Source organism: Bacillus sp. FSL H8-0534 (assembly GCF_038005885.1).
In the GTDB taxonomy this organism is placed as follows: Bacteria; Bacillota; Bacilli; order Bacillales; family Bacillaceae_G; genus Bacillus_A; species Bacillus_A pseudomycoides.
In genome coordinates, this window is record NZ_JBBOUC010000002.1 from 84,534 (window position 1) to 105,073 (window position 20,540).

The 20,540-nt window shown below is 35.6% G+C and carries 18 protein-coding genes and 2 pseudogenes; 2 read left to right on the forward strand and 18 right to left on the reverse strand.

Features of this window, described 5'->3' with window-relative positions; all coding sequences use genetic code 11:
• Window positions 1-15: 15 nt before the first annotated feature.
• On the forward strand, window positions 16-2,586 hold the full coding sequence (locus MHH71_RS27410; RefSeq protein WP_006097675.1) for an ABC transporter permease: 2,571 nt from the start codon (window positions 16-18) through the stop codon (window positions 2,584-2,586).
• 531 nt (window positions 2,587-3,117) lie between these two features.
• Here the strand turns inward: MHH71_RS27410 and MHH71_RS27415 are convergent.
• On the reverse strand, window positions 3,118-3,396 hold the full coding sequence (locus MHH71_RS27415; protein ID WP_078212195.1) for an AbrB/MazE/SpoVT family DNA-binding domain-containing protein: 279 nt from the start codon (window positions 3,394-3,396) through the stop codon (window positions 3,118-3,120).
• Between the two features lie 363 nt (window positions 3,397-3,759).
• Between MHH71_RS27415 and MHH71_RS27420 the strand changes: the two genes are divergently transcribed.
• Entirely contained in the window at window positions 3,760-4,989 is a 1,230-nt protein-coding gene (locus MHH71_RS27420; protein ID WP_098019289.1) for an IS110 family transposase, read from the forward strand.
• A gap of 150 nt (window positions 4,990-5,139) precedes the next feature.
• Here the strand turns inward: MHH71_RS27420 and MHH71_RS27425 are convergent, their stop codons facing one another.
• The 17 genes and pseudogenes from MHH71_RS27425 to MHH71_RS27505 form a co-directional block, all read right to left on the reverse strand.
• Complete coding sequence (locus MHH71_RS27425; protein WP_050774425.1) at window positions 5,140-5,328, reverse strand: hypothetical protein; 189 nt, start codon at window positions 5,326-5,328, stop codon at window positions 5,140-5,142.
• Between the two features lie 325 nt (window positions 5,329-5,653).
• Window positions 5,654-6,316 (reverse strand): restriction endonuclease, encoded by a 663-nt coding sequence (locus MHH71_RS27430; protein WP_033799477.1) that lies wholly within the window; start codon window positions 6,314-6,316, stop codon window positions 5,654-5,656.
• The gene (locus MHH71_RS27435; protein ID WP_033799478.1) at window positions 6,309-7,307 is read right to left on the reverse strand and encodes a DUF3991 and toprim domain-containing protein; all 999 of its coding nucleotides are present in this window, start codon (window positions 7,305-7,307) and stop codon (window positions 6,309-6,311) included. The genes MHH71_RS27430 and MHH71_RS27435 overlap by 8 nt, the downstream gene beginning before the upstream one ends.
• Before the next feature lie 58 nt (window positions 7,308-7,365).
• Complete coding sequence (locus MHH71_RS27440) at window positions 7,366-8,157, reverse strand: hypothetical protein (RefSeq protein ID WP_244268565.1); 792 nt, start codon at window positions 8,155-8,157, stop codon at window positions 7,366-7,368.
• Window positions 8,158-8,180: 23 nt separating this feature from the next.
• Entirely contained in the window at window positions 8,181-10,835 is a 2,655-nt protein-coding gene (locus tag MHH71_RS27445; protein ID WP_340725661.1) for a type IA DNA topoisomerase, read from the reverse strand.
• A 31-nt stretch (window positions 10,836-10,866) separates the two neighbouring features.
• Window positions 10,867-10,989 (reverse strand): hypothetical protein, encoded by a 123-nt coding sequence (locus MHH71_RS27450; RefSeq protein WP_257143725.1) that lies wholly within the window; start codon window positions 10,987-10,989, stop codon window positions 10,867-10,869.
• Entirely contained in the window at window positions 10,986-11,174 is a 189-nt protein-coding gene (locus MHH71_RS27455) for a hypothetical protein (RefSeq protein WP_006097678.1), read from the reverse strand. Before MHH71_RS27455 ends, MHH71_RS27450 begins: the two co-directional genes overlap by 4 nt.
• Window positions 11,175-11,242: 68 nt before the next feature.
• Window positions 11,243-12,235, reverse strand: a complete 993-nt coding sequence (locus MHH71_RS27460; RefSeq protein WP_078212207.1) for a hypothetical protein — start codon at window positions 12,233-12,235, stop codon at window positions 11,243-11,245.
• Between the two features lie 92 nt (window positions 12,236-12,327).
• A pseudogene (locus tag MHH71_RS27465) lies at window positions 12,328-13,758 on the reverse strand (ImmA/IrrE family metallo-endopeptidase); the annotation flags it as partial.
• A gap of 94 nt (window positions 13,759-13,852) precedes the next feature.
• Window positions 13,853-15,670, reverse strand: a complete 1,818-nt coding sequence (locus MHH71_RS27470) for a reverse transcriptase domain-containing protein (protein WP_033799744.1) — start codon at window positions 15,668-15,670, stop codon at window positions 13,853-13,855.
• Between the two features lie 603 nt (window positions 15,671-16,273).
• Window positions 16,274-16,711: pseudogene (locus MHH71_RS27475) on the reverse strand (ArdC family protein); the annotation flags it as partial.
• The gene (locus MHH71_RS27480) at window positions 16,704-16,985 is read right to left on the reverse strand and encodes a hypothetical protein (RefSeq protein ID WP_340725662.1); all 282 of its coding nucleotides are present in this window, start codon (window positions 16,983-16,985) and stop codon (window positions 16,704-16,706) included. The gene MHH71_RS27480 and the pseudogene MHH71_RS27475, both read right to left, overlap by 8 nt.
• A gap of 54 nt (window positions 16,986-17,039) precedes the next feature.
• The gene (locus tag MHH71_RS27485; protein ID WP_006096895.1) at window positions 17,040-17,456 is read right to left on the reverse strand and encodes a hypothetical protein; all 417 of its coding nucleotides are present in this window, start codon (window positions 17,454-17,456) and stop codon (window positions 17,040-17,042) included.
• Window positions 17,457-17,475: 19 nt separating this feature from the next.
• Window positions 17,476-17,946 carry a hypothetical protein gene (locus MHH71_RS27490; protein ID WP_033799313.1) on the reverse strand — a complete coding sequence of 157 codons (471 nt, stop codon included), beginning with the start codon at window positions 17,944-17,946 and terminating at the stop codon, window positions 17,476-17,478.
• On the reverse strand, window positions 17,943-19,151 hold the full coding sequence (gene mobP2 / locus MHH71_RS27495) for a MobP2 family relaxase (RefSeq protein ID WP_340725663.1): 1,209 nt from the start codon (window positions 19,149-19,151) through the stop codon (window positions 17,943-17,945). Before mobP2 ends, MHH71_RS27490 begins: the two co-directional genes overlap by 4 nt.
• A complete protein-coding gene (locus tag MHH71_RS27500; protein WP_033799480.1) occupies window positions 19,148-19,405 on the reverse strand; it encodes a hypothetical protein in 258 nt (85 codons plus the stop codon). Before MHH71_RS27500 ends, mobP2 begins: the two co-directional genes overlap by 4 nt.
• A gap of 257 nt (window positions 19,406-19,662) precedes the next feature.
• Entirely contained in the window at window positions 19,663-20,535 is an 873-nt protein-coding gene (locus MHH71_RS27505; protein ID WP_006097426.1) for a hypothetical protein, read from the reverse strand.
• Window positions 20,536-20,540 lie beyond the last annotated feature (5 nt).

Genomic DNA, 20,540 nt, shown 5'->3' on the forward strand with positions numbered 1-20,540 from the left:
TGGGAGGTTTTGAAAATGTGGATTTTCAAATATGCTATAAAATCAATTAAGGAAAACCGATTAAGAACATCACTTATTGCCCTTGGTACAGCTTTAGGTGTTATGTTAGCCACAATGTTGTTACTAGGAAATAATTCTGTCGAAGAAACAGTAAAACAGCAAGTTAAGAACAATTACGGTGACTACAATTTGCAATTCGGTTATATGAAAAATGATCAATATTTAGATGACAAAGAAGTAGATCAAATAAAAAATATTAAAAACCTTAAAACTGTATCAAAGGTATTAATACCATATGTAATACCTAATAAACCGGAAATTTTAAACCAACCGGCGTATTGGGGAGTCGAACCAAATTCACCTGAAATCCGTGCTTATAAGATTGATCAAGGGAGATATCCAGAGAAAGGAGCAGAAGTTGCGATTACAAAATCCTATGTAGAGAAAAATGGGATTAAATTAGGTGAAAAAATTGAAATGCCTTTTCCACCTTTTAATAAAAAAACAGTAACAGTAGTTGGTATTATTAATCCACCAACAATGTCTGCAATGAAGCAAACTGCATTCTTTCCTATTCAGTGGCTACAAAATGAATTGAATTTGAAAAATAAATATAATTTAGTGCAAATAAAAGCGGCTAATGCTAATGAAAAAGCCCTTTTAGTTTCGGAAATAAAAAGCGTGTTAAATGGCGTGAAAATTGATCAACGTTTATATATTGATAAAGCATTTGAACGCTTAAATGTAATGAAACCTTTAATTTGGGGACTAGGTGGAGTTGCCCTATTTGTTGTGGCTCTTTTAGTCATGGGAAGCTTTTTCTTATCTGTACGTGATCGTCTTAAACAATGGGCCTTATTACGTGCCCTTGGAAGTGGATCTGTTCAAATAATAGGTGTAGTCCTACTTGAGTCTTTAATAATTGGTAGTATAGGTTCCTTAATAGGAGTTACAATGGGTACTTTATTTTATCGTTTAGTATCGGGATTGATTAATAGGTGGATAGGAGGGGCAACTGTTGATAGTGAGACTTTTATAATCTCATGGGGCCTATTAATTTCAACTTTTATTGTAGGAATTATGATGTCTATTATAGGGTCTATTATTCCAGCGATGTCTATAAGAAAAATTCCACCTGTAGAAGCTTTTAGACCTGTGATTTTGTCTGTAAATAAAAAGGAAAAGAAAATAAGTATAATTAGTTTCTTTGTAGCGATAGTTGGTATTGGCATTGGAACTTGTGCAACTTTCTTAGAGAAGTTAATTAAAGTAAATATTGGACCTATAGGAGCATTTTTATTTGTAATAGGTTTATTGTTTGCTATACCGTTCATCATTAGAGTTATTACACCAATAATCACTAAACCTTTCCAGCGCGTCTTTCGTATAGAAACTTCCATAAGTAGTCGAAACGTGATACGTAATAGACAAAAAGCAGCGATTTCAGTTGCAATATTATCTTTTGGATTTATGTTAGCGTTGGTGGGAAGTATGTATATGAATTCAATGCAGGAAGGTATGAGGCAAGGGATAAAGAAAAGCATGCCAGCCGATTTATCTATTCGAGTACCAATGTTAGGTCGAGCAAATGAACATATTCCTTTTGAATGGTTAGAAAAAATAAAGCAAATTAAAGGTGTACAAAATACAGCAGCTATTGCAACAGATACCAAATCTGAATTAATTGATTATGATTTCAAAAAGGCTGATCCTGAATGGTACGAATTCGTGCGTAAGAATGATGTTAGCCCAAATATTATGGAGGTTTCTGGAATAGATTTAGCTGCATTTAATGAGATAAAAAAAATTAAAGTAGCATCAGGGCGAAGTTTAGAAGAACCTCTAAAAGAGGGCGAAGGAATTCTTTCAAAGAAAACAGCTGATTATTTAGGGATAAAAATAAATGACAAAATCAAAGTGCAATCAACAGGTCATGAGCCACAGTTTATTAAAATTACATCGATATTAGAACAAAGTTTACAAATGAATACAATGGGAGTATTTGTTAATGAGGAATGGGCAAAAAAGAACTTCCAAATAAAAGGTTATGAATCTATAGAAATAATGGTAGATTCTCATAAGAATATTAATGAAATACAACAGAAGGTTAACCAAGTTATGAAGAATGGAACTAATATAGAACTTATTAATAGTACAGATTTATTAAAGGAACAGCTAACATTGTTAAATCAAATGTTACTATTGATTCAGTTATTAGTTGGTATTATTTTTGTAATTTCTGGTATTGGTTTAATGAATGCAATTATAGCAAGTATATATGAACGTCGTGCTGAAATAAGTATGATTCGAGCTGTTGGTGCAATTCCCGGACAAATGAAAAAAATTATTTGGTTAGAAGGTACTTTTTTAGGAGTAATAGCAAGCATTATTGCAGCGTTTGGTGGAATTATATTTAGTTATATTGTGTTACCTAGTTTGGATTTAAAGATAGTAGATATTCCTTACCTACAAATATTATCTTTGGTCATAGTTAGTATATTATTGGGAACATGTGCAGGGTTAATTGCTGCATATCAAATTAGAAAGTTTAAATTACATGATACATTAAAGGAATTATCATCTTAATTTAAACTTATCAGATTGAGTTTTAAATAACTTTAATAACCTCCTACCAAATCAACAGGTAGGAGGTTATTGTCTTTTGGAGAACAAAATTAAACAACACTATTATTTCTGTACTACACACCAATAGCAAAAGGTATAGATAGATATAAAGGGAGTAGATGTTGTATATGTGTTAATTTATGAGAAAATATAGCAAGACCAGTATTAATGGTTAAAAATCAACGTTCAGCTTGGCACCTACCATGTGTCCATTAACTAAAAAAATTAGTTGTTCCCCAAAACGATAAAAATGAATGTCGGTTTTATAACAAACACAAATTTTTCGTTTAGAGGGTACTTTGGAAAATTAGCTTGATAGCAATGTGGCGCTACCCCTATTACTGTTAAAACGAGAATATAGAACTATCGTAGCACACAGAATTCAAAACAGGGAAAGAATCCCTTGATGAAGTATCTTAATTTATTTATTAAAAATACGGTACGTGAAATTATATAGAGATATCTTAAAAAAGCCCCTCTAAAAGGAGCCAATTATTTTACAAGATTCTTCTGTAATTGCTCTATTATAATCTCTGCACCTGCTAGACTTAGCGTAATCTTTCCGTCTGCTAAAGTAATATTTTCATCAGATACTTCACCTGTTATTGCACAAGCACCATGCGCTTCATATTTTTTCAAGATAATCTTTTCACCTTCTACATAAATCTCTAATGGTGTCTTTTCTTCAATTTCCAACGTGCGCCTTAACTCCATTGGTATAACTATACGTCCTAATGGATCTAATTTTCGAGTTACTCCTGTTGATTTCATGAAATCTCTCCCTCGTATATTATTTTTTAGTTACTCTTTCAAGCGACGATTTAACACAATGTTCTCTTGGACGTCCGAGGATATTCCTAGATAATGAAAGTAAGGATCATTTGGGACAATTCTCCCTCTCCCTGTAGGCTTTAACTACATTAAAAGACTGTTTCCCAGTGTTCGCTTTATTCTTCCTACTCACAGGCTGTTCTCCTTGATTCAAACCTAGCTGTTAGTAGCGCTAGGGCGGCTTTTGAAGCAAGGGTAAATTCTTATACACGAGGATGTTGGTCAGCGTTCACACTAGGGATATCCCCAGACGTCCAAGAAAGAGATTTTCCAATGATTCTAAAAGAAAGGAGGAACTCTCTCATGAAACTATTTGTTGGTTTAGATGTGAGCTCTCAAGATGCAAAAGTTTGTTTTTTAAATGGTGAAGGTGATCGATTAGAATCGTTCACCATTACAAATGACTTACCTGGAGCCATAATATTAAAAGAAAAAATTCTGAACACAGCTTCCAAATTAACCTGTGAAGTGATTAAGATTGGCTTAGAATCTACGTCGATTTATAGCTACCATCCAGCTATGTTTCTTCACAATGATAAGGAGCTAAGAACCTACGGTTCTCAAGTGTTTATGATTAATCCAAAACAAATTGCAAACTTTAAGAAAAGTTATCCAGAGATGGATAAAACAGATGCCATTGATGCATTTGTCATTGCAGACTATGTTCGTTTTGGACGTCATACGATGTCGATTGTGAAGGAAGAGCAATACATTGCCTTACAACAGTTAACTCGTTCTCGTTATCAACTCGTACATGCCTTAACAAAAGAAAAACAACATTTTCTTCAACACTTAGGATTAAAGTGTAGTCAATTTACACAAGACGTTGGGTCCTCTGTCTTCGGAAATGCCATGATGGAATTATTCTTAGAACGATTCAGCTTAGAAGAACTCGCTCAAATGCCCTTACAAGATCTCGCTCTTTTTCTTCAGGAAAAAGGAAAAAATCGTTTTGGTAATCCAGAAGAAATAGCAAAATCTATTCAAAAAGCTGTCAGAGGATCCTATCGTTTAAGTAAAGTGGTAGAAGATTCTATTGACCTTCTACTAAGCACCTCCATCCAGATTATGCGCACGTATCAAGCTCAAATTAAAGAGATTGAGAAAGGTATAGAAAGTTTGATGTCATCGCTACCTCAAACGCTTGAAAGCATTCCAGGTATAGGTCCTGTATTCGCAGCCGGTATTGTGGCTGAAATTGGTCAAATTGAACGCTTTACCGATGAAACACGAATTGCCAAATACGCAGGTCTATTCTGGAAGAAATATCAGTCTGGTCGCTTTACTGCAGAAAACACGTCATTAACACGATCAGGGAATCAGTATCTACGTTATTACTTAGTTGAAGCCGCCAACTCTGTAAGGCGTCATGTCCCTGAATATCGTGACTATTATGCGAAAAAATCTGCCGAAGTACCTAAGCATAAGCACAAACGAGCCCTCGCATTAACCGCAAGAAAATTTGTTCGTTTGGTGGATGCGCTACTACGCAACAACCAAATTTACACGCCCGGAAGGAGCGTTGATAGATGATGTCTACTGACATTCTTCCTCCTTCTATATTCCATTAATTTACAAATCATTAATGGTCTAGTTTCGTATTGCCTTTTTTAAGCTGAAATAACAAATTAAGTGTTTAAATTACTAGAATCATTACTTGACATCACACCACAGGTCTTTTCTTTACATCATTTTGATTACTATCATATTTTTTTCTAACTCATTGACCTGCAAATGATACGGTGTCCCTGTTGCTTCTAATGCCTTGCAAAACATTTGATAATACTTAAAATTGCTAAGATCGAAACCAATTTGACCTTTTGTAAGGAAATGTCTTACGTCTTCGATTACTTCAACTGACCTCTTTTTCATTGTAATCACTCCTTATCAAATACGCTCTTATAAGGTCATTGCAACTCTCTTTTCACGGCCTTGCAAGGTCTATATGTTAAATTTTCTGAATTTTTATTTTTAATAACGGGAGAATACGTGCAAATTTATATAAATTAACAAGAAATACTTTAAAACATCATTTGAGGTCCATAAATCTCTTCAAATAAGATTTTAATTTAACGGATACCTATTGCGTTAGAGGTAATGATAAAATCCGTTACAAAGGAATCTGAGAAGCCGTTTTTTTATAAGAACTTCTTTTTTTGAATAAAATTAAAAATGAGCTGAATAAAGTGCTTTCAACTCATTTATTGACCGCTTCCGTATGTGTACAAGATGGAAATTGGGAACAACCAAAAAACTTATTATCATTTTTCTTTGAATATCGAATGACTAATTGATTTTTACAAACCGGACATTTCCGTTCTGCTGGATTGACTTGCTGATACACATCTTTCGCTTTTTGTTCTGGATTCACTTTGGTAATCAAATTCTGAAGCTCAAAACGATCAATAAGTTTCACCTGGCATGCTTTTGCTAATTCTTCAGCTTGTTTTGTAAATACACTATTGGTTACGATCCATGCCTCGTCAGCCTTGTAGTATGCTTTTCCTGCATATACTTCTTGTACAGCCCGAATCCCAACTCGATTCTTTATCCCATATCGTTTCGCCTGGATTACAATACGATTTCTCCCTTTTAATATGACGTCTACACCGTAATCACAAGAGCGTTTGGTGACTTCTGGACGATATCCAAGTTCTCGAAAAAGAGCCTTTAGATATACTTCAAATTGAAATCCATCCATTTTGTCAATGTAACGAATCCCCGACTTCGCCATCCTCTTCAGAATTCGAATTTCACGTATTTTTCCAACACTCCATTTTAAGATATGAAAGATAATATAAAGACCCATTCCATACAAAAAAAGCTGTAATACACCTGATATTGGTAATGTATTAGACACTTCGCTCCATCTCCTTTTTTGGTGTTAGTTTCTTTTGCTGCGGTTGCGTTTGTTTATAAAGCTGTTGCTGTTTTTCAGTTGATTGTATGACTGCCTTCAGTGCATCATTCCAATCTTTCTCCTGTGATGGAAGATGCATTTGGACACGTGGTGTAATCGTTAAAGCTCCTATCTTTTCCGTAAATTCTTTCCCCGCTTTATCATTATCTACTGCGAGGACAATTCGATTCACGGGAAATCCTTCATCTTTTGTCTCTTTAAATGTACGTAAAACAGTCTTCATCTTTAAACCATTCATACTAATCAGCCTTGCATTTTGAAGACGGTTTTGTTGTAACGTCCAATAGGAAAGAAGATCAATCGGGCTCTCGAAATAATAAATGGATGTTGGTTTCCCAACATCCACCATAAATCCTGTATGTGGTTTTCCATTCGGCAAAATTTGCTTGAAAGAACCTCGTTTATTTTCCATCTTAACTGTCCCTTGACGTTCTGCGCCTACTATATCTCCTGTTCCACCTTGTTCTCGCCATTTAAACACGACATTCTTCTTTTTATCTTGTGCAACGAGATCCTGCCCAATCAACCAATTGACTAATCGGGAATCAATTTTCCGCTCCTGAGTTAAATATTGCTTAATCGCTTGTTTATCCTGGACTTCCAAATGACCTGGATAACGAAATGGCCCATCTTGTTTTGGCTCTTCTTCCTTAGATGATGTAAAGGTTGGATAATCACCAAGATTCACATCACGGACAGCTTCTTGAAAAGACATACCATAATACATTTTCGCAAAACTAATTGCTCCATATCCTTTCTCTCCTCGACTATTCCACGCAAACATATTATCTCGAATAATAAGGCTATCATGCTCCGTATGTCGGTAATAGTTTCCCTCTTTTTGAAATTTTTCTCCTTTGGCCTCTAAATACGACAACAAATCCACATCTTTTGCTTTCATGACTTCCTCCTCTGCCAGTCGATATGTCATGTTGGCACCTCCCCTTGTTGTGAATGGTTTCAAGAATAAAAAAAGAGAACTGTTTGTATCAGTTCTCTCCTATCGGTATCATATTCCCTATATTTTTGTCCTTTGGCTCTGTGAAAATATCAAATGGGTTTTTAGTAACCGTATAACAGCATAGCTTTTCATTCATCAGTTTCATTACCTTTTGATTTTTTTCTATATAATAATTTTCAGTAAAATGAATCCAATCCACCACATTATCTTCATCAGTCGACGAGTATTTGAATAGCTTGTTTTCTTCTAATTTACAAATTAAATGCTTCATTTCTTGCAAGGGTAGCATAATCTCGAATTCAGACGTGTGAAACTCCTTGTCTAGGTCGATCAACACCGTTGTATCACAGCAACCTGAACCATATGAATGCATAACATCACATGACCAGTCAACAATCGATAACAAAGTCAATAGTTTATATTTGTGTATGGATCTTCCAAAACAAACGATGGGAATATACACAGAATCTGATTGTAACAGTGCATTCATAATAATCGTTTGTTTAAGATCTAACATGGGTCTTTTTTTTGCTCTTATATGCTCCAATCTAGGTTCCAATTTGAGTAAAAGTTCATCCAAATGTGGCAAATTCTCTTCAGGTTTTTCTCTTTCTTCCAAAATATCTTGAAACTCCATTTCACCCTCTAAATAATGTGCAAGGGTTTCTATTGTGAATAAGCTAGAAAAAAAACGATAATATCTATAGTCATGAAAAACTCTTCCCTGCAATGTTTTTTCTTCAAAAAACAAAATTTCTAACGGATCACAACTTGATTGAAGGTTTATATTAAATTCTTTCATTTCTCTTATAAAATTCATAATGCGTTCACACCCTCTCATTTTTATTTGCCAAATAAGAATTTTAATCGTTTCTCTTGTGTACTGTAGGATAACCGAGCGTCAAATTTCTTCCCATTATTTTTGGACTCAAACCCTTTGATTTGATCGGTCATATTCTTTTCTAATATTTTGATCACATTGTTACTACTAATTTTCTTTCCAGACACGATCCCTGGAATAATGAATTCACAAGTCTTTTTATATTGCTCGCATAAGTAATTTGATTTACCTACAATTACTCGGCTCTTGCATAGCGGACATTTCCCTAGTGTACGATCTTCCATTGTTGGAAAACGAAACTTTAGCCCCTCCTTATCCAAGTATAGTGCCGCTGTAAATTCACCCTTTTCTCCTTTAAATCCTTGAATGAAGTCTGAACATTGCCCCGTCAAAATCTTTTTTAGTTGAGAAGGGGGAATCGCTTTTTCTTTGATTTTTGCTGGCAGCATGAACTTACAACCATTTTTATATTCTGTGCACCCAAAAAATGTTTTTCGATGAAGAATGTCCCCTTTCTTACAGTCTGGACACTTCCCAAGAGACAGCTCTTCTGTCGTTGGAAACTGGAACTGTACTTTGCCTTCTCGGAATACTAAATACGCTGAAAACTCTTTCTCACCGGATTTAAAGCCTTTTAACAGATCCGTTTTCTTACTTTCAAACAGCTTTTTTACTTGTGCTTCAGGAATCGATTTCTCTTTAATTTTCTTCGGTATACGGATCTCACATTCTGGATAATTACTACATCCATAGAAGTTGCCCTTATGAAGGATTTTCCCCTTTTTACATGGGCAACGGCATACTTCAATTTGTTGATTCCAATTCAAAATCATTTCATCCGCTACTTTTTCTTCTGTTTCTCCAAGTTTTGCAACGGTTTCTTTTACAAATGTATTCGTATTTTCCACAAATTCACCGTATTGCATTTCCTTCTTTTCGATCATATGAATCATCCCTTCCATTTCAGCCGTATAAGCTGGATTTTTGATTTCATCTATCGGAAATTTTTCTACAAATGCACGACCAATTTTCGTAGTACGAATTTGGCCATTGGTAACTGTGATGTAATTTCTCGTTGCGAGTTTTGGAATAAAGGTCTCCTCTGTCGCAACCGTCCCAATACGTTTTCCTTTCATTAGCTCTTTTAAATGGTCATCATCTAATTTACGACCGGCGGTCTCCATAAACGTTAGAATGGAGCTTTCAGTATGAAATGCTGGTTTCTTTGTTTTCGACTGCATTAAGTCATGTTTTACGATTTGGAACGAGTCTCCCTCATATAAAAAAGGGATTTGAAAGCTTTCCACAGAACCTTCTTCCATGTCCTCATGAAATACGCTTAAAAATCCCTTCTCTTGAAGAACTTTCTCTTTTGTACTGTATATGTTTTCCTCTCGATCTATAAACTGTGCCTCACGTACCAAATAAATAGCCGGTGGCATAAAATTCCCAATAAATCGTTTCACAATGAGGTCATATAATTGAATTTCTAATGGTTTTCTATTGGTCCCGTTATATGGTTTTGTAGTCGGGATGATGGCAAAGTGACTATCTACCAGCTCGTCGTTAAATGTGGCATGTTTTTCTGTAATGGTAGATGCATCTACCATCCGTACCAGATCCGCATAATTGGTACACTGCAAGGCTTGGAATACTTCTTGTACTCTGCCTACCTTTTCCGTTGGCAAATGCCTGGACGATGAACGAGGATACGAAATCCAGCCTTCTTCATATAAACTCTGAATATGTTTTTTTGCGGTCTCTGCACTCACTTTCAATTTCGAATGCGCCTCTTTATACAAATCCGTCAGGTTATATAACAATTTTGGTTTCTTTTTTCTGGTATTCTCTTTAAACTCCGTTACGGTTAACGCTGTACCGACTAGTTTTGTCCCAAGCTTTTGTAAAGGAGCTGAATCTAATAACTGGTCTTCTGTTTTCATAACAGCTTCTAATCCATTCTCTGTGATGAGTTTTAGATTATAGTAGGTCTGTTCCTTATAATTTTCTATGGCTACCTCACGTTGCCAAATCTCATGTAACATGCACATTTGCACACGCCCCGTTGCCAATAAGAATTGATTTTTAGCAAGTTTCGTTGTACATCCTCTCGTCACATTGATTCCAAGAAGATAATCTAGGTATTGCCTTGCTTTTGCGGAGTTTGCAAGCCCGTCATAATGTTCTCCTGGCTCTAACCGGTTTAATCCTGCCTCTAATTCGGCTGGCTCATACGAAGCAAGCCAGAGGCGAGATTGTCGTTTATTTACGCCCGCATATTCATACATTTCACGATAAATCAACTCGCCTTCACGGTCTCCATCACAAGCGTTGACCACATGATCTACATCCTGACGTTGCAACAATTCTACTAATATATTGATTTGTTCGATGTAATCCGGTTTTACTTTGTATTCTGGCTCTACTAAAATCGGTAAATGTGCAAACTGAAATTCTTTGTACTTCTCATCTATTTCTTCTGGATTCTTCAGCTCTAATAAATGACCAGAACACCAACTAATAATATATTTTTGATTTTCAAAGTAACCAAAGTATGGCTTACTTCCCATATGCTTCTTTGCATTTCGAAATCGTGGTGATTTCAATAATTCGTATGCAACTTTTGGCTTTTCCGCAATAAATAATGTTTTTCCCACCATTCATTCCTCCTCATAATATGTAAAACTTTTAATTTTGACGCTTCATTCTTCGTACTTTGAACCGTTTTATTGCACATTGTACTGCCCATATACAAATGTTCATTGCCACGGTCACAAGTAACATACAGCTAGCAAATAACCATGGGTTCATGACATCTTTCTCCATTCCCAATCTTTCTGTAGAAAGACATACATTTGTTTTTTCTCTGACAATATTTCGCGTACAATTTGAATTTTTTCTTTTGGGAACGAAATAAAAATCAATTCTTCTGCATTTTTCGTTTCCGCCCATACACCCGTATAATCGATGTCTACAATTTCAACGATATTTACCATCCTTTTCTCTCCTTTCGCTTTTAAAAAGAAGAAGAGCACTGTTTCACAGTACTCTCCTCAACCTATATCTATCTAGAATGTTCCATTTCCGCTTCTTTTGGCTGCTCTTTCTTTTTTACGTTTTTAAACTGATGAAAAAGTTGTGCGAATTTATTTTGACTTTTTGGTTCTTTCTCCTGGCTCGATTCTTTTTTACTATTTTTATCATATTCTTGTTTTTCTTGATCTAAGGCTTTTTCAATGCTGGACAACTTTTCCCGCTGGGAATCTGTTAGATTCATTCCTTTTAACTCCTGAAGAGCTTCCTTTTTCAACCGATATACTTCAGGATATGAATGCGTCTTCTCAAACTCTTTCATTTCTTTAACACGTTCTTCCCGACTTTTCGTATACCTTTCTTCTTGTTGTACTGGTTGTTTCTCGTTTGACTTTTCTTTAGATGCCTGCCTGTTAGAATGAGGTTCTTTTTCTGTCTCCCTTCCAAGCATCGCCAACACTTCTGCCTTATACTGTTGTTTATACTCGTTCTCTTCTTGAGAAGGAGCAATCTCTTCTAAAACTTGTTCCTTATATGACTCTTTATAAGCCTCTTTGGGGATTTCTTTAGGTATCAGCACCGCTTGATTTTTTTCAATTAATGGCTCTTGAGGCTGTGAAGACTGTTCAACTTGATATTCCATCTTTTGATTGGCTGTTTCGTCCATTCTTTGCCGTTCGATAGCTCTTTGTTTTATCAAATTTTTTACCACATCAGACAACTGCTTCTCTCCTGTAAGTCGAAGAGAAGATTTCGACCAATTTTCACCATCTATTTCTTGTTCATATACTCTCACTTTCCCGGTATCATGATGAACATCAATTGTAATATCTCCTTGCCCCCAGTCCATTGCGCTTGTCACAGAGGGAATCGCAATGCGAGTAATACCTGGTTCCACCCCTCGTTGTTTCTCATGCATATTTCCTTCAGGAAATCTTTCTATTGGTTTACCAGCTGTTTTTAATGCATATTTGTACAATGCCTCTTTTACCTCTTCTTGTTTGACTTGTTCTTTTATATTCATTTTCCATTCCTCCTTTAAATAAAAAAATCACTTTCCATTTTGAACGATAAGTGATGACAGTTTTTCTTCATTCAGTTGTGCAAGCAAATCATTTACCGTTCCAGTTCCACTTCTTGTTTCTTTTTCTTCGTTACATTTTGGAATTGTGCAAAGTTCGAGAATGGTTCAAACTGTTTTTCCCGATCAGCCACTTTCGATTCGGTTTGCTTCGTAACTGTAACTCCTTCTTTGTTCAACTTTTCTTGAACTTTACTTTCTAATTGATTAACGGATTCTTGGGTAATGAGTTCATTATCAATTGCTACATTTTTCGTTGCAAAATAACGTTCTTCCACCTGTACACGGCTTATAATACTATCAATATCGTTCACTGTTTCATTAGATTGAGCACGTTTAAACGCTTCATATTTTTCACTTAATTCTTTCTCCATCGAAGCTGTAACATGTTTAGCCGTATGAGGAAGTGGTTGTAATTTTTGTTCTAATGACTCAATTGGTGCATATCCTTCCTGTTTCATTTCTTTATATAATTCCACCTCTTTTTCACTAAACGTTAACTCTTTTTGATCCTCAGCTTTATCTACAAAGTCTACTTCTCTTTGTACCCATTTATCATATATTGCTATTTTGACTAGATCATTTAAATCAATCTGTGCATCTTTTTGATGTACAACAAACGAACTTCCTTTCCCATCAAAAACAGAGTTATGGACTGTCTCATATAAATCTGGTTGCAAAATTTTATTTAAGTGAACATCTTTTACACTACCGTTTTTTTCCGTTAAAGATACAGATAAACCTTCTTGATTTGGTTCTTCTTCCTTCCGTATTGGTATGTCAGTAATCTCTTTAGTAAAAGCATCCATCATGTGTATTTTTCCACCATACATATCTTGCACATCTTTATACAACACTTCGATTGTAACCAAATGGGCTTTCTCATGATATGGAGATGCATATAAACCATCTGACTCTGTTTTTGCCATACTATCTACCTCTTTCCCTTTTTTATTATTGATTTCTTTATCTAAAATACTTTCAATTGTTTCAATAAATTCCACAGACGTTTCATGTACTTCTTTTAGCAATTTGGATTTATCTTTTAACTCTTTCCCTTGCGTCCAGTTTGCTAAGTATCCTAACGAATACTCGCTTGTATCAATTCCAAAATAGGAAGAAACCGTATAAGCTGCCATTTCTGCCTGAAACTCTTTTTCTGGTGCCGTGTAATTCATATGTGTTTCGGCTGTGTGAAGTTTGGCATGGGCAAGCTCATGAAGAAGTGTTTTCACATTCTGTAATTCACTATTTCGTGGATTTAAAGCAACTTCTTTTGTTAGGGTATAGCTCACCCCCTTTGCGACCCCAAGCTCTTGTTTCGGTTCAATAATTTTCACACCGTTTTTTTCCGCAATAGCTTCCATACCTTTGTACAAACTCTTATAATCTTTCACAGTTCCTTCTAGCCAACGATTTGGAAAAATATGAGGCAAATCTTCCGCTTTTGCGTTCGTGTAGGATAAGCGCCCAGCGCCTTATTCTATTACTAGAACAGGTTTCCAAACGCTCTCCCCCGAACCGGACGTACACGTCTCCATGTATCCGGCTCTCCACTTATCAATCTAGCTTTCCTGCGTGCAATCTATCATGGCAGGAGATACACAATGGAATGGTTTTTCTTTTACGAGCAATCATATGTTGTTCCCAACGCTTTTTTCCTTTAAGGTCTTTTAACTTCCGGACATGATGCATTTCGATAGGAACGTTTTCAATCCCACAATATCCACATTTGAAAGATGCTAATTTTTTTATTAAGCTATTTCTTGCATCAAAATAGAATTTAGGAGGTTGATTGTCATTGAAAAAATAAGATTTTTCTTTTGTTTTTAATTTATGGAAACCTTCATCATAAAAGAGTCTCGTTTGCTGACCATTTTTAGTCCTATATTTAACTCCGAACTTTCCATTTATATTGTACTTAGCAATAATTTGTTTAACTGATTTCCTATATTTTCGTGCGTATGTTTTGAACATACTGTACTTCATGAAATATAGAAAATGGTGCAAAGTGCTTACATTATTGGCAAGTTTGTAATATTCATATAGTCCTTTAATTTCCGCATTATAAATGCTCAGAATTTCGAGATCATCATAACTAATTAAATATGTTCTATGAATTGGCTTCCATTTATTATCCCTTGAAAATTTAATAGCCCTAAGTTCTTTTAGTTTTTCCACCCAAGCCTCGCGAGGTACATAAAGGTGACATTTATAGCTGTTTCCTCGTGTCTTCGCCCCATCTTTTCGCTTCTTTAGCTGTTGAGATCGTACAACTACAATGTCGTAGCCTAGAAACCTAGCTTTCTTATGACTGTGTGTGATTAATGTCTTTTCTTGTAATAGTTCTAGGTTTAGCTTTTGCGAGATAAAGACCGTAAGGTCTTTTTTAACTCTTATTGCATCTTCTTTACTTCCTATGATTCCAATGATGAAATCATCTGCGTAGCGGACATATTGTAGGCGTTTGAAATTTTCATCCATAGGGTCGAAGTAAGGGTGTTTATACATATCTTTTTCTAATTTTTTATATTGCTTAATAAGAGGTTTCTTTTCTTCTTCAGATAATTGATGCCAAACAGGTTTGTACTTATCTTTGAATCTTCTTGCACGTTTTTGATATTTGATATATGCCTTTGTCGTTCTACGTTTCGTATCTTTTTCAAATTGATTCTTGTACTCTTCAATATATTGATCCAGTTCATTAAGATAAATATTTGCTAAGATTGGGCTAATAATTCCACCTTGAGGTGTACCACTATAGGTTCGGTGATATGCCCAGTTCTCTACGTAGCCCGCCTTTAGAAATTTCCATATTAGACGTATGAATCTTTCATCCTTTATTGTCTTACGAAGAATTCCAATTAAAATGTGGTGATCTATATTATCAAAAAAACCTTTTATATCTCCTTCTATGAACCATCGAACCCCATTAAATCGTTCTTTACACTGGACTAGTGCTGTATGGCAACTAAAGTGGGGTCTAAATCCATGTGAATTTTTTGAGAATCGTTGTTCAAATATCGATTCAAGAATTTTCCTTACTACCTCTTGGACTAACTTATCATCGAATGAAGGAATACCTAACGGTCTTCTTCCACCTCTCTTTTTAGGGATAAAAGTTCTTTTCACGGGATTAGGTTGATAGCTTTCATCTTTTAATTTTTCAATGACTTTTTCGATTCTATTTAAACTCATTCCATCAATTGTGAATCCATCTACACCTTTTGTCATGTTGCCTGGATTTGCATAGATTTTGTTGTACGCTGCCATGTAAAACATTGGGTTATAAAGATTTCTGTATACCCTTTCAAAGGTATAGTCTTGATCTTTGGCCTTTCTAGCTAGATTGTCTAAAATCACATTAGGATTTCTCAACGTGTCTCCCACACTTTCCTGTATTTTTTAGACTAGATAAGCTGTTCTCCTTTGCCATGTACTAGGCTTTCCCTAGCTCGGACTACTACGAGAACTCCGTTACCTTATTAAATATTCAGATACCATTTTGTATCATAGCTAAAATTGTTAGCATTTTAACTTAGGTAATCCCCATTTAGCATCTCTAACGACGAGCTTATGATAATGTCGGATGTGACGTTTGCCCTTTTCCTCTTATTGAGGTTGATTGACTGTGGACCATCTGAAAATTACGCACACAAACAACGTATTTTCCATATGTGATAAAGTAACCAAACACCTTTACCAGCTTCAGTCACATAACGTTTGTAGCTACCTTCCGTTATGGGTGACGTTTAAACCCCCTTGGACTGTCATTCAAGCAGTGTAGCCTTCATCCTTATTTATCATCTTTCACCGGCCACCCAGTTGCGATTTGGTAACTAACCGACTAGTGACGTCCCAACATGCTATGGTCGCCGTAGAATTTCTTCTGAACGGGTAAGTTGGGTAGTGATAGAGCTTTGATGGTCTACTCTACGCTATTGCTACATAGCGAATCGTTAGAGCGCCTTATGGGCGCACTTGCGACACATCGAATACATAGCCGACAGAAAAATATAGACGACCTGGTTTCACTTCTATACTTTTAGATTCAATCTGTTTTTTCTCTTCTTCATTCGCTTTTGCAACAGGTTTCCAAGTTCCCCTTTTGTCTTTAAATTTTGCTGTTGTTCGGTTCGGAACAAGGATCTGTATTCCTTTCTCACCCTTATTAACCGAAAATCCTTTTTCTTTCCAAAAAGAAAAGGAACCCACGGCTCTGGATCCCTCAAATTGATTCTGTATTAATGCAATATTGGATGGTGAATAGTGATAAAACTTTGCCATAAATGATAAATATTCTTTTAAATCTTCTGGTGAACGAAAATAACCTTCTATGCTTTTTTCCATCTTTTTTGTTAGTGCTACTACCTTTTGTTTTTTCTCTTCAAATGAAACAGGGGAACGCTTTTTACTCATTGTTTTCCGCTCCCTTTGATGAAGCTTCTATTAATTCATCCATCGTTTCTTCATTCCAAGTTTCTAAGTCTGTTGGAACACATATTTTATGAGTTTTCATGTTGATGGGAATCAGTAAATCGTTTTCTGGAAGCTCAATATAATCAAATAACTCTTGTTCTTCCTCTTCTGTTAATGGGATTGTAACTTCTTGATTTGCGACGTGAAAAGTAACTTCTCTTTCGCCAATACATTTTATAATTCCAAGTTCAATATCTTCATGAAACAATAGCATTTTATCTTCTCCTCTTTTGTTAGTTTAAACAATATTAAAAATCGAAATGTCACACTATCTATGTTGAATTGCTTCCCTCATTTCTTCTCTCAACTCAATTAATTTAAGCATATTTTCTTTTATTTCTTTAATTACATTCTCACTAATATTGATTTCCATCTCTTCGAAATGAGGAAAGTCAAACGGATTAAATTTACCTTCTTTTAAGTGACACATAAATTCAGTACCATCTTTCAATGTGATTTCGGCGGAACCATCTCCAATCCACCTAGTATCATAAAAATCAATCGTACCTTCACTAAAAGAACTATATTTCTCCATTTCCTCAAAAAAAGGTTTTAAAATTTCATTTCTTCTTTCATAAGCCCAATCAGGATTTGCTCTTTCACATTTTATATTTTCACAGATATATCGAGACTGACCATAGTTTCCTTCTCTTGTGTATGATCCACAAACATCACACTTTCCCATTACACGCACCAACCTTTCTTTATAAATTCACTTCCTCCACTGGAACAAACACGTCTTGTTGTTGTCCCTTTGAAGCTTGATGATCCATCTTCTTTTGTCTTTTATGTGCAATTCTATCCTCTACTACTTTTCTTATATGCGTTGTTGCTTCTGTTTCTGCAATATCAGTTGTGCAAACCCCTTGATACTGTTCATGCTCATAGATGCCATTCATAAACTCAATTAACATCTGTGTATTTTTATCAGCACTATTCGTACCAAGTCGGATTTTTGTAAGTTCTTCTTTCAACACCTCATGAAGGTGCTTTGTCACGACTTCTGTAATATATCGAAGCGACCATTCTTGCTGTTTTGCTTGCTCATGATCTCTACACATTTTTGCAAGTGCTACACCGTTATAGCGAATTTGATGTTCTTCCATATAAGCCCTAAAGTAATGATCTGTTTCCTCGTCAATCGTAAATACCCGCTTTACTTCGTTCTCTTTCATCGTTCATATCCCCTCTCATTTTGTTGTTGGATTTCTCTTTGAAGACGCTCATAATAACGTTGATTTTTCCAACTTTCATATTCACTTTTGAATGCACCTTCCATTTTCCTAAGTGCATACTGCATCGAAACATTTTGTTGAAAGTTCTTTTGCTGAATGGGCTTTCGATCTAACATTTTATCAATGCGCTGTCGTTCTTTATCGTATGCTTTCATCTCTTGTAAAAACGCATTTCCCATTCGCTTGTGAAGCTCTTCTATCTTATTTCCTTTATAATTTTCATAGCGTTTCTTATCACCAGAACCTTCTCCATATGCTCTCTTTAATACATCTACTTCTTTATCTAACTTTTGAAGAAACTGTTTATAATCTTCTTTATGATGCTTCTCAATATATTTTTTCGTTAATGCATCGAGATGAGGACGGAGTGGGCGCAATGTATTGTAACTGTATTGCCATTGCCTTTTATCTTCTGGTAAGCGTTTATAAATGAACTGGAATAATGGTTTTAGCTCTCGATTGCGCCATGTGAATGTGGAATCTTCTTTCTTTTTTGCAACCATATTCTTTCGAATCAAATCGTTAATCTGTTTTTGTTCCTGACCACGATCCATAATATTTTGAACAACTTTTCCTTTCATCGCATCTAATGTTTTTTGTTTTCGCTTCCCTCGTTCTCTCGTTGGAAATGGCTCAACAGTTGCGACATGAATGTGAAGGTTATCCGTATTATAGTGAATCGCTCCTGACCAAATTGCTGTATGTTCTAGCTTCTCTCTTTTTAACATTTCTTTCATCGCTAACCGGGTGACATCCATTAATTTTGTTTCATCTACAGTACGTGTTCTAGGATCGTACACGCCATGTTCAGCGAGCCAGTCATTATCAAAAGTGATGACATCTTGCCACATAATACTTTTATTTTTTTGAGCGAGCTGAAACATCTTTTTTAGGTCTTTCTTTTCATTTTCCTTTAAACCGTTACTATGCTCTGTGAAGAGGGAAGATGTCTTCTTTGAATCTCCCATATAATCCTGATACAGAGAAAACATTTTCTGATGTGCTTCCCCTTCTCTTTTCGCATCTTCTCGGTCAACGTACTCCACATAATCCTGAAATGTCTTTCCATCTGCCGTAACAAAACGAGACACTGTCACCACACCAGGCGTCACCGTTGCTTGTGAAGGACTTGTTGTTTGGCTCATACCTCATCATCCTGCGTCATCATTTGTAAAAAGGCATTCATTTCTTTTACAGCTTCGAAACAACTTTCCATCGCATAGATATTTTTTTCTAGCAACTGTTGAAGATACAATTCACGATTTTGTTGTTCACGATAGAATGCTAATGTTTCAAGTTTCCCTTGTAAGAATTTATCTCTTGAAAGTCCTTTTGCCTTTGCAATTTCATCAATTCGTTTCACCGCAATTGGATTCATATTTCGAACTCTTATCTCCATTTTCATTTCCTCCTCCAAATTTGGGATCTCCACTAAAAATAGTGAGAAGAGCATAAGGGGTTTTTGTTCCCACCTAGGGTGTGAAGCTAGGCAAAGCCTAGCAAAACCGTGGGAACAAGAAGAACTCCGAAAAGTCGAGTCGAGGTCGACTCAAATCCCCCTCTAGTTGAGTCACGGTCGAGTCACTTTTCTGCTCAGGTTGACTCGAGGTGGAGTCGTAAACATAGAAAGTTGAGTCATGGTCGACCCAACTTTTTTCACGAATGCTCTACATCTTTTGCCTTCTCATCTAATTTTTTAATCTTTTCTCTGACTTGCCCTTGCTCCCATTTATATAGTTCAACCTTCTCTTTTGACTGGCTAATATTCGTTTCTTTTGAGTTGATTTTTGCGTCGGTTTCCATTTTTTCTGTTTCAGTTTGGTACTTAGAATCGTTCTTCCATTCTGTGATTTGCTCTTGCCACTGTGTTTGTTTAGAGCTTTCTTGCTTCATGACTTCATCGTACTGTTTTACTTTATCTTTTAAGATTTTTTGTTCCATACCGATAAACACTTTCGTATACGTACCTTTACTCTTTTGTGAAATGCCCTCTTCTATTTCTGTTTTCTTTTGGTCGGAGAAGAAGGATTTTAAGAACGTTTGCTTTTCATCTTCCTTTGAAGTTTCCTTTTCTTTTTCTGTCTTTTGCTTCGTTTCTACTGTCACATCTGGATTATTTTTTTCAAATACATCAAGTGCAACTGCTTGCCATTTTGATGATAATTCTTTCACTTGTACAACCAAATTTTTATCATCCTGATACACAACTTTTACTGGTAATTGAAGATTTGGATTTGCTTTTTCCTGTGCTTGAAATTGATAGTGTTCTCCATCTCCTCCCTCTACATGAAGAAACATTTCTATTGTATGGGAAGCTGGATCATATGCTCTTTTCTCTATCGTCATTGTTCGATTTCCAAATAACGTAACCGGCTTTTTCAACTCTGTATGATAGACCGGTTCTTCATAGGGTAAATATAATTTCGAAGTAAAAAAACCGAAAAAACCAACAAACATAAATCCAACAATTAAACCGTATATCCATGATTTTTTACGTCTTAAATTCACACTATTATTTACAACTTCCATTTACT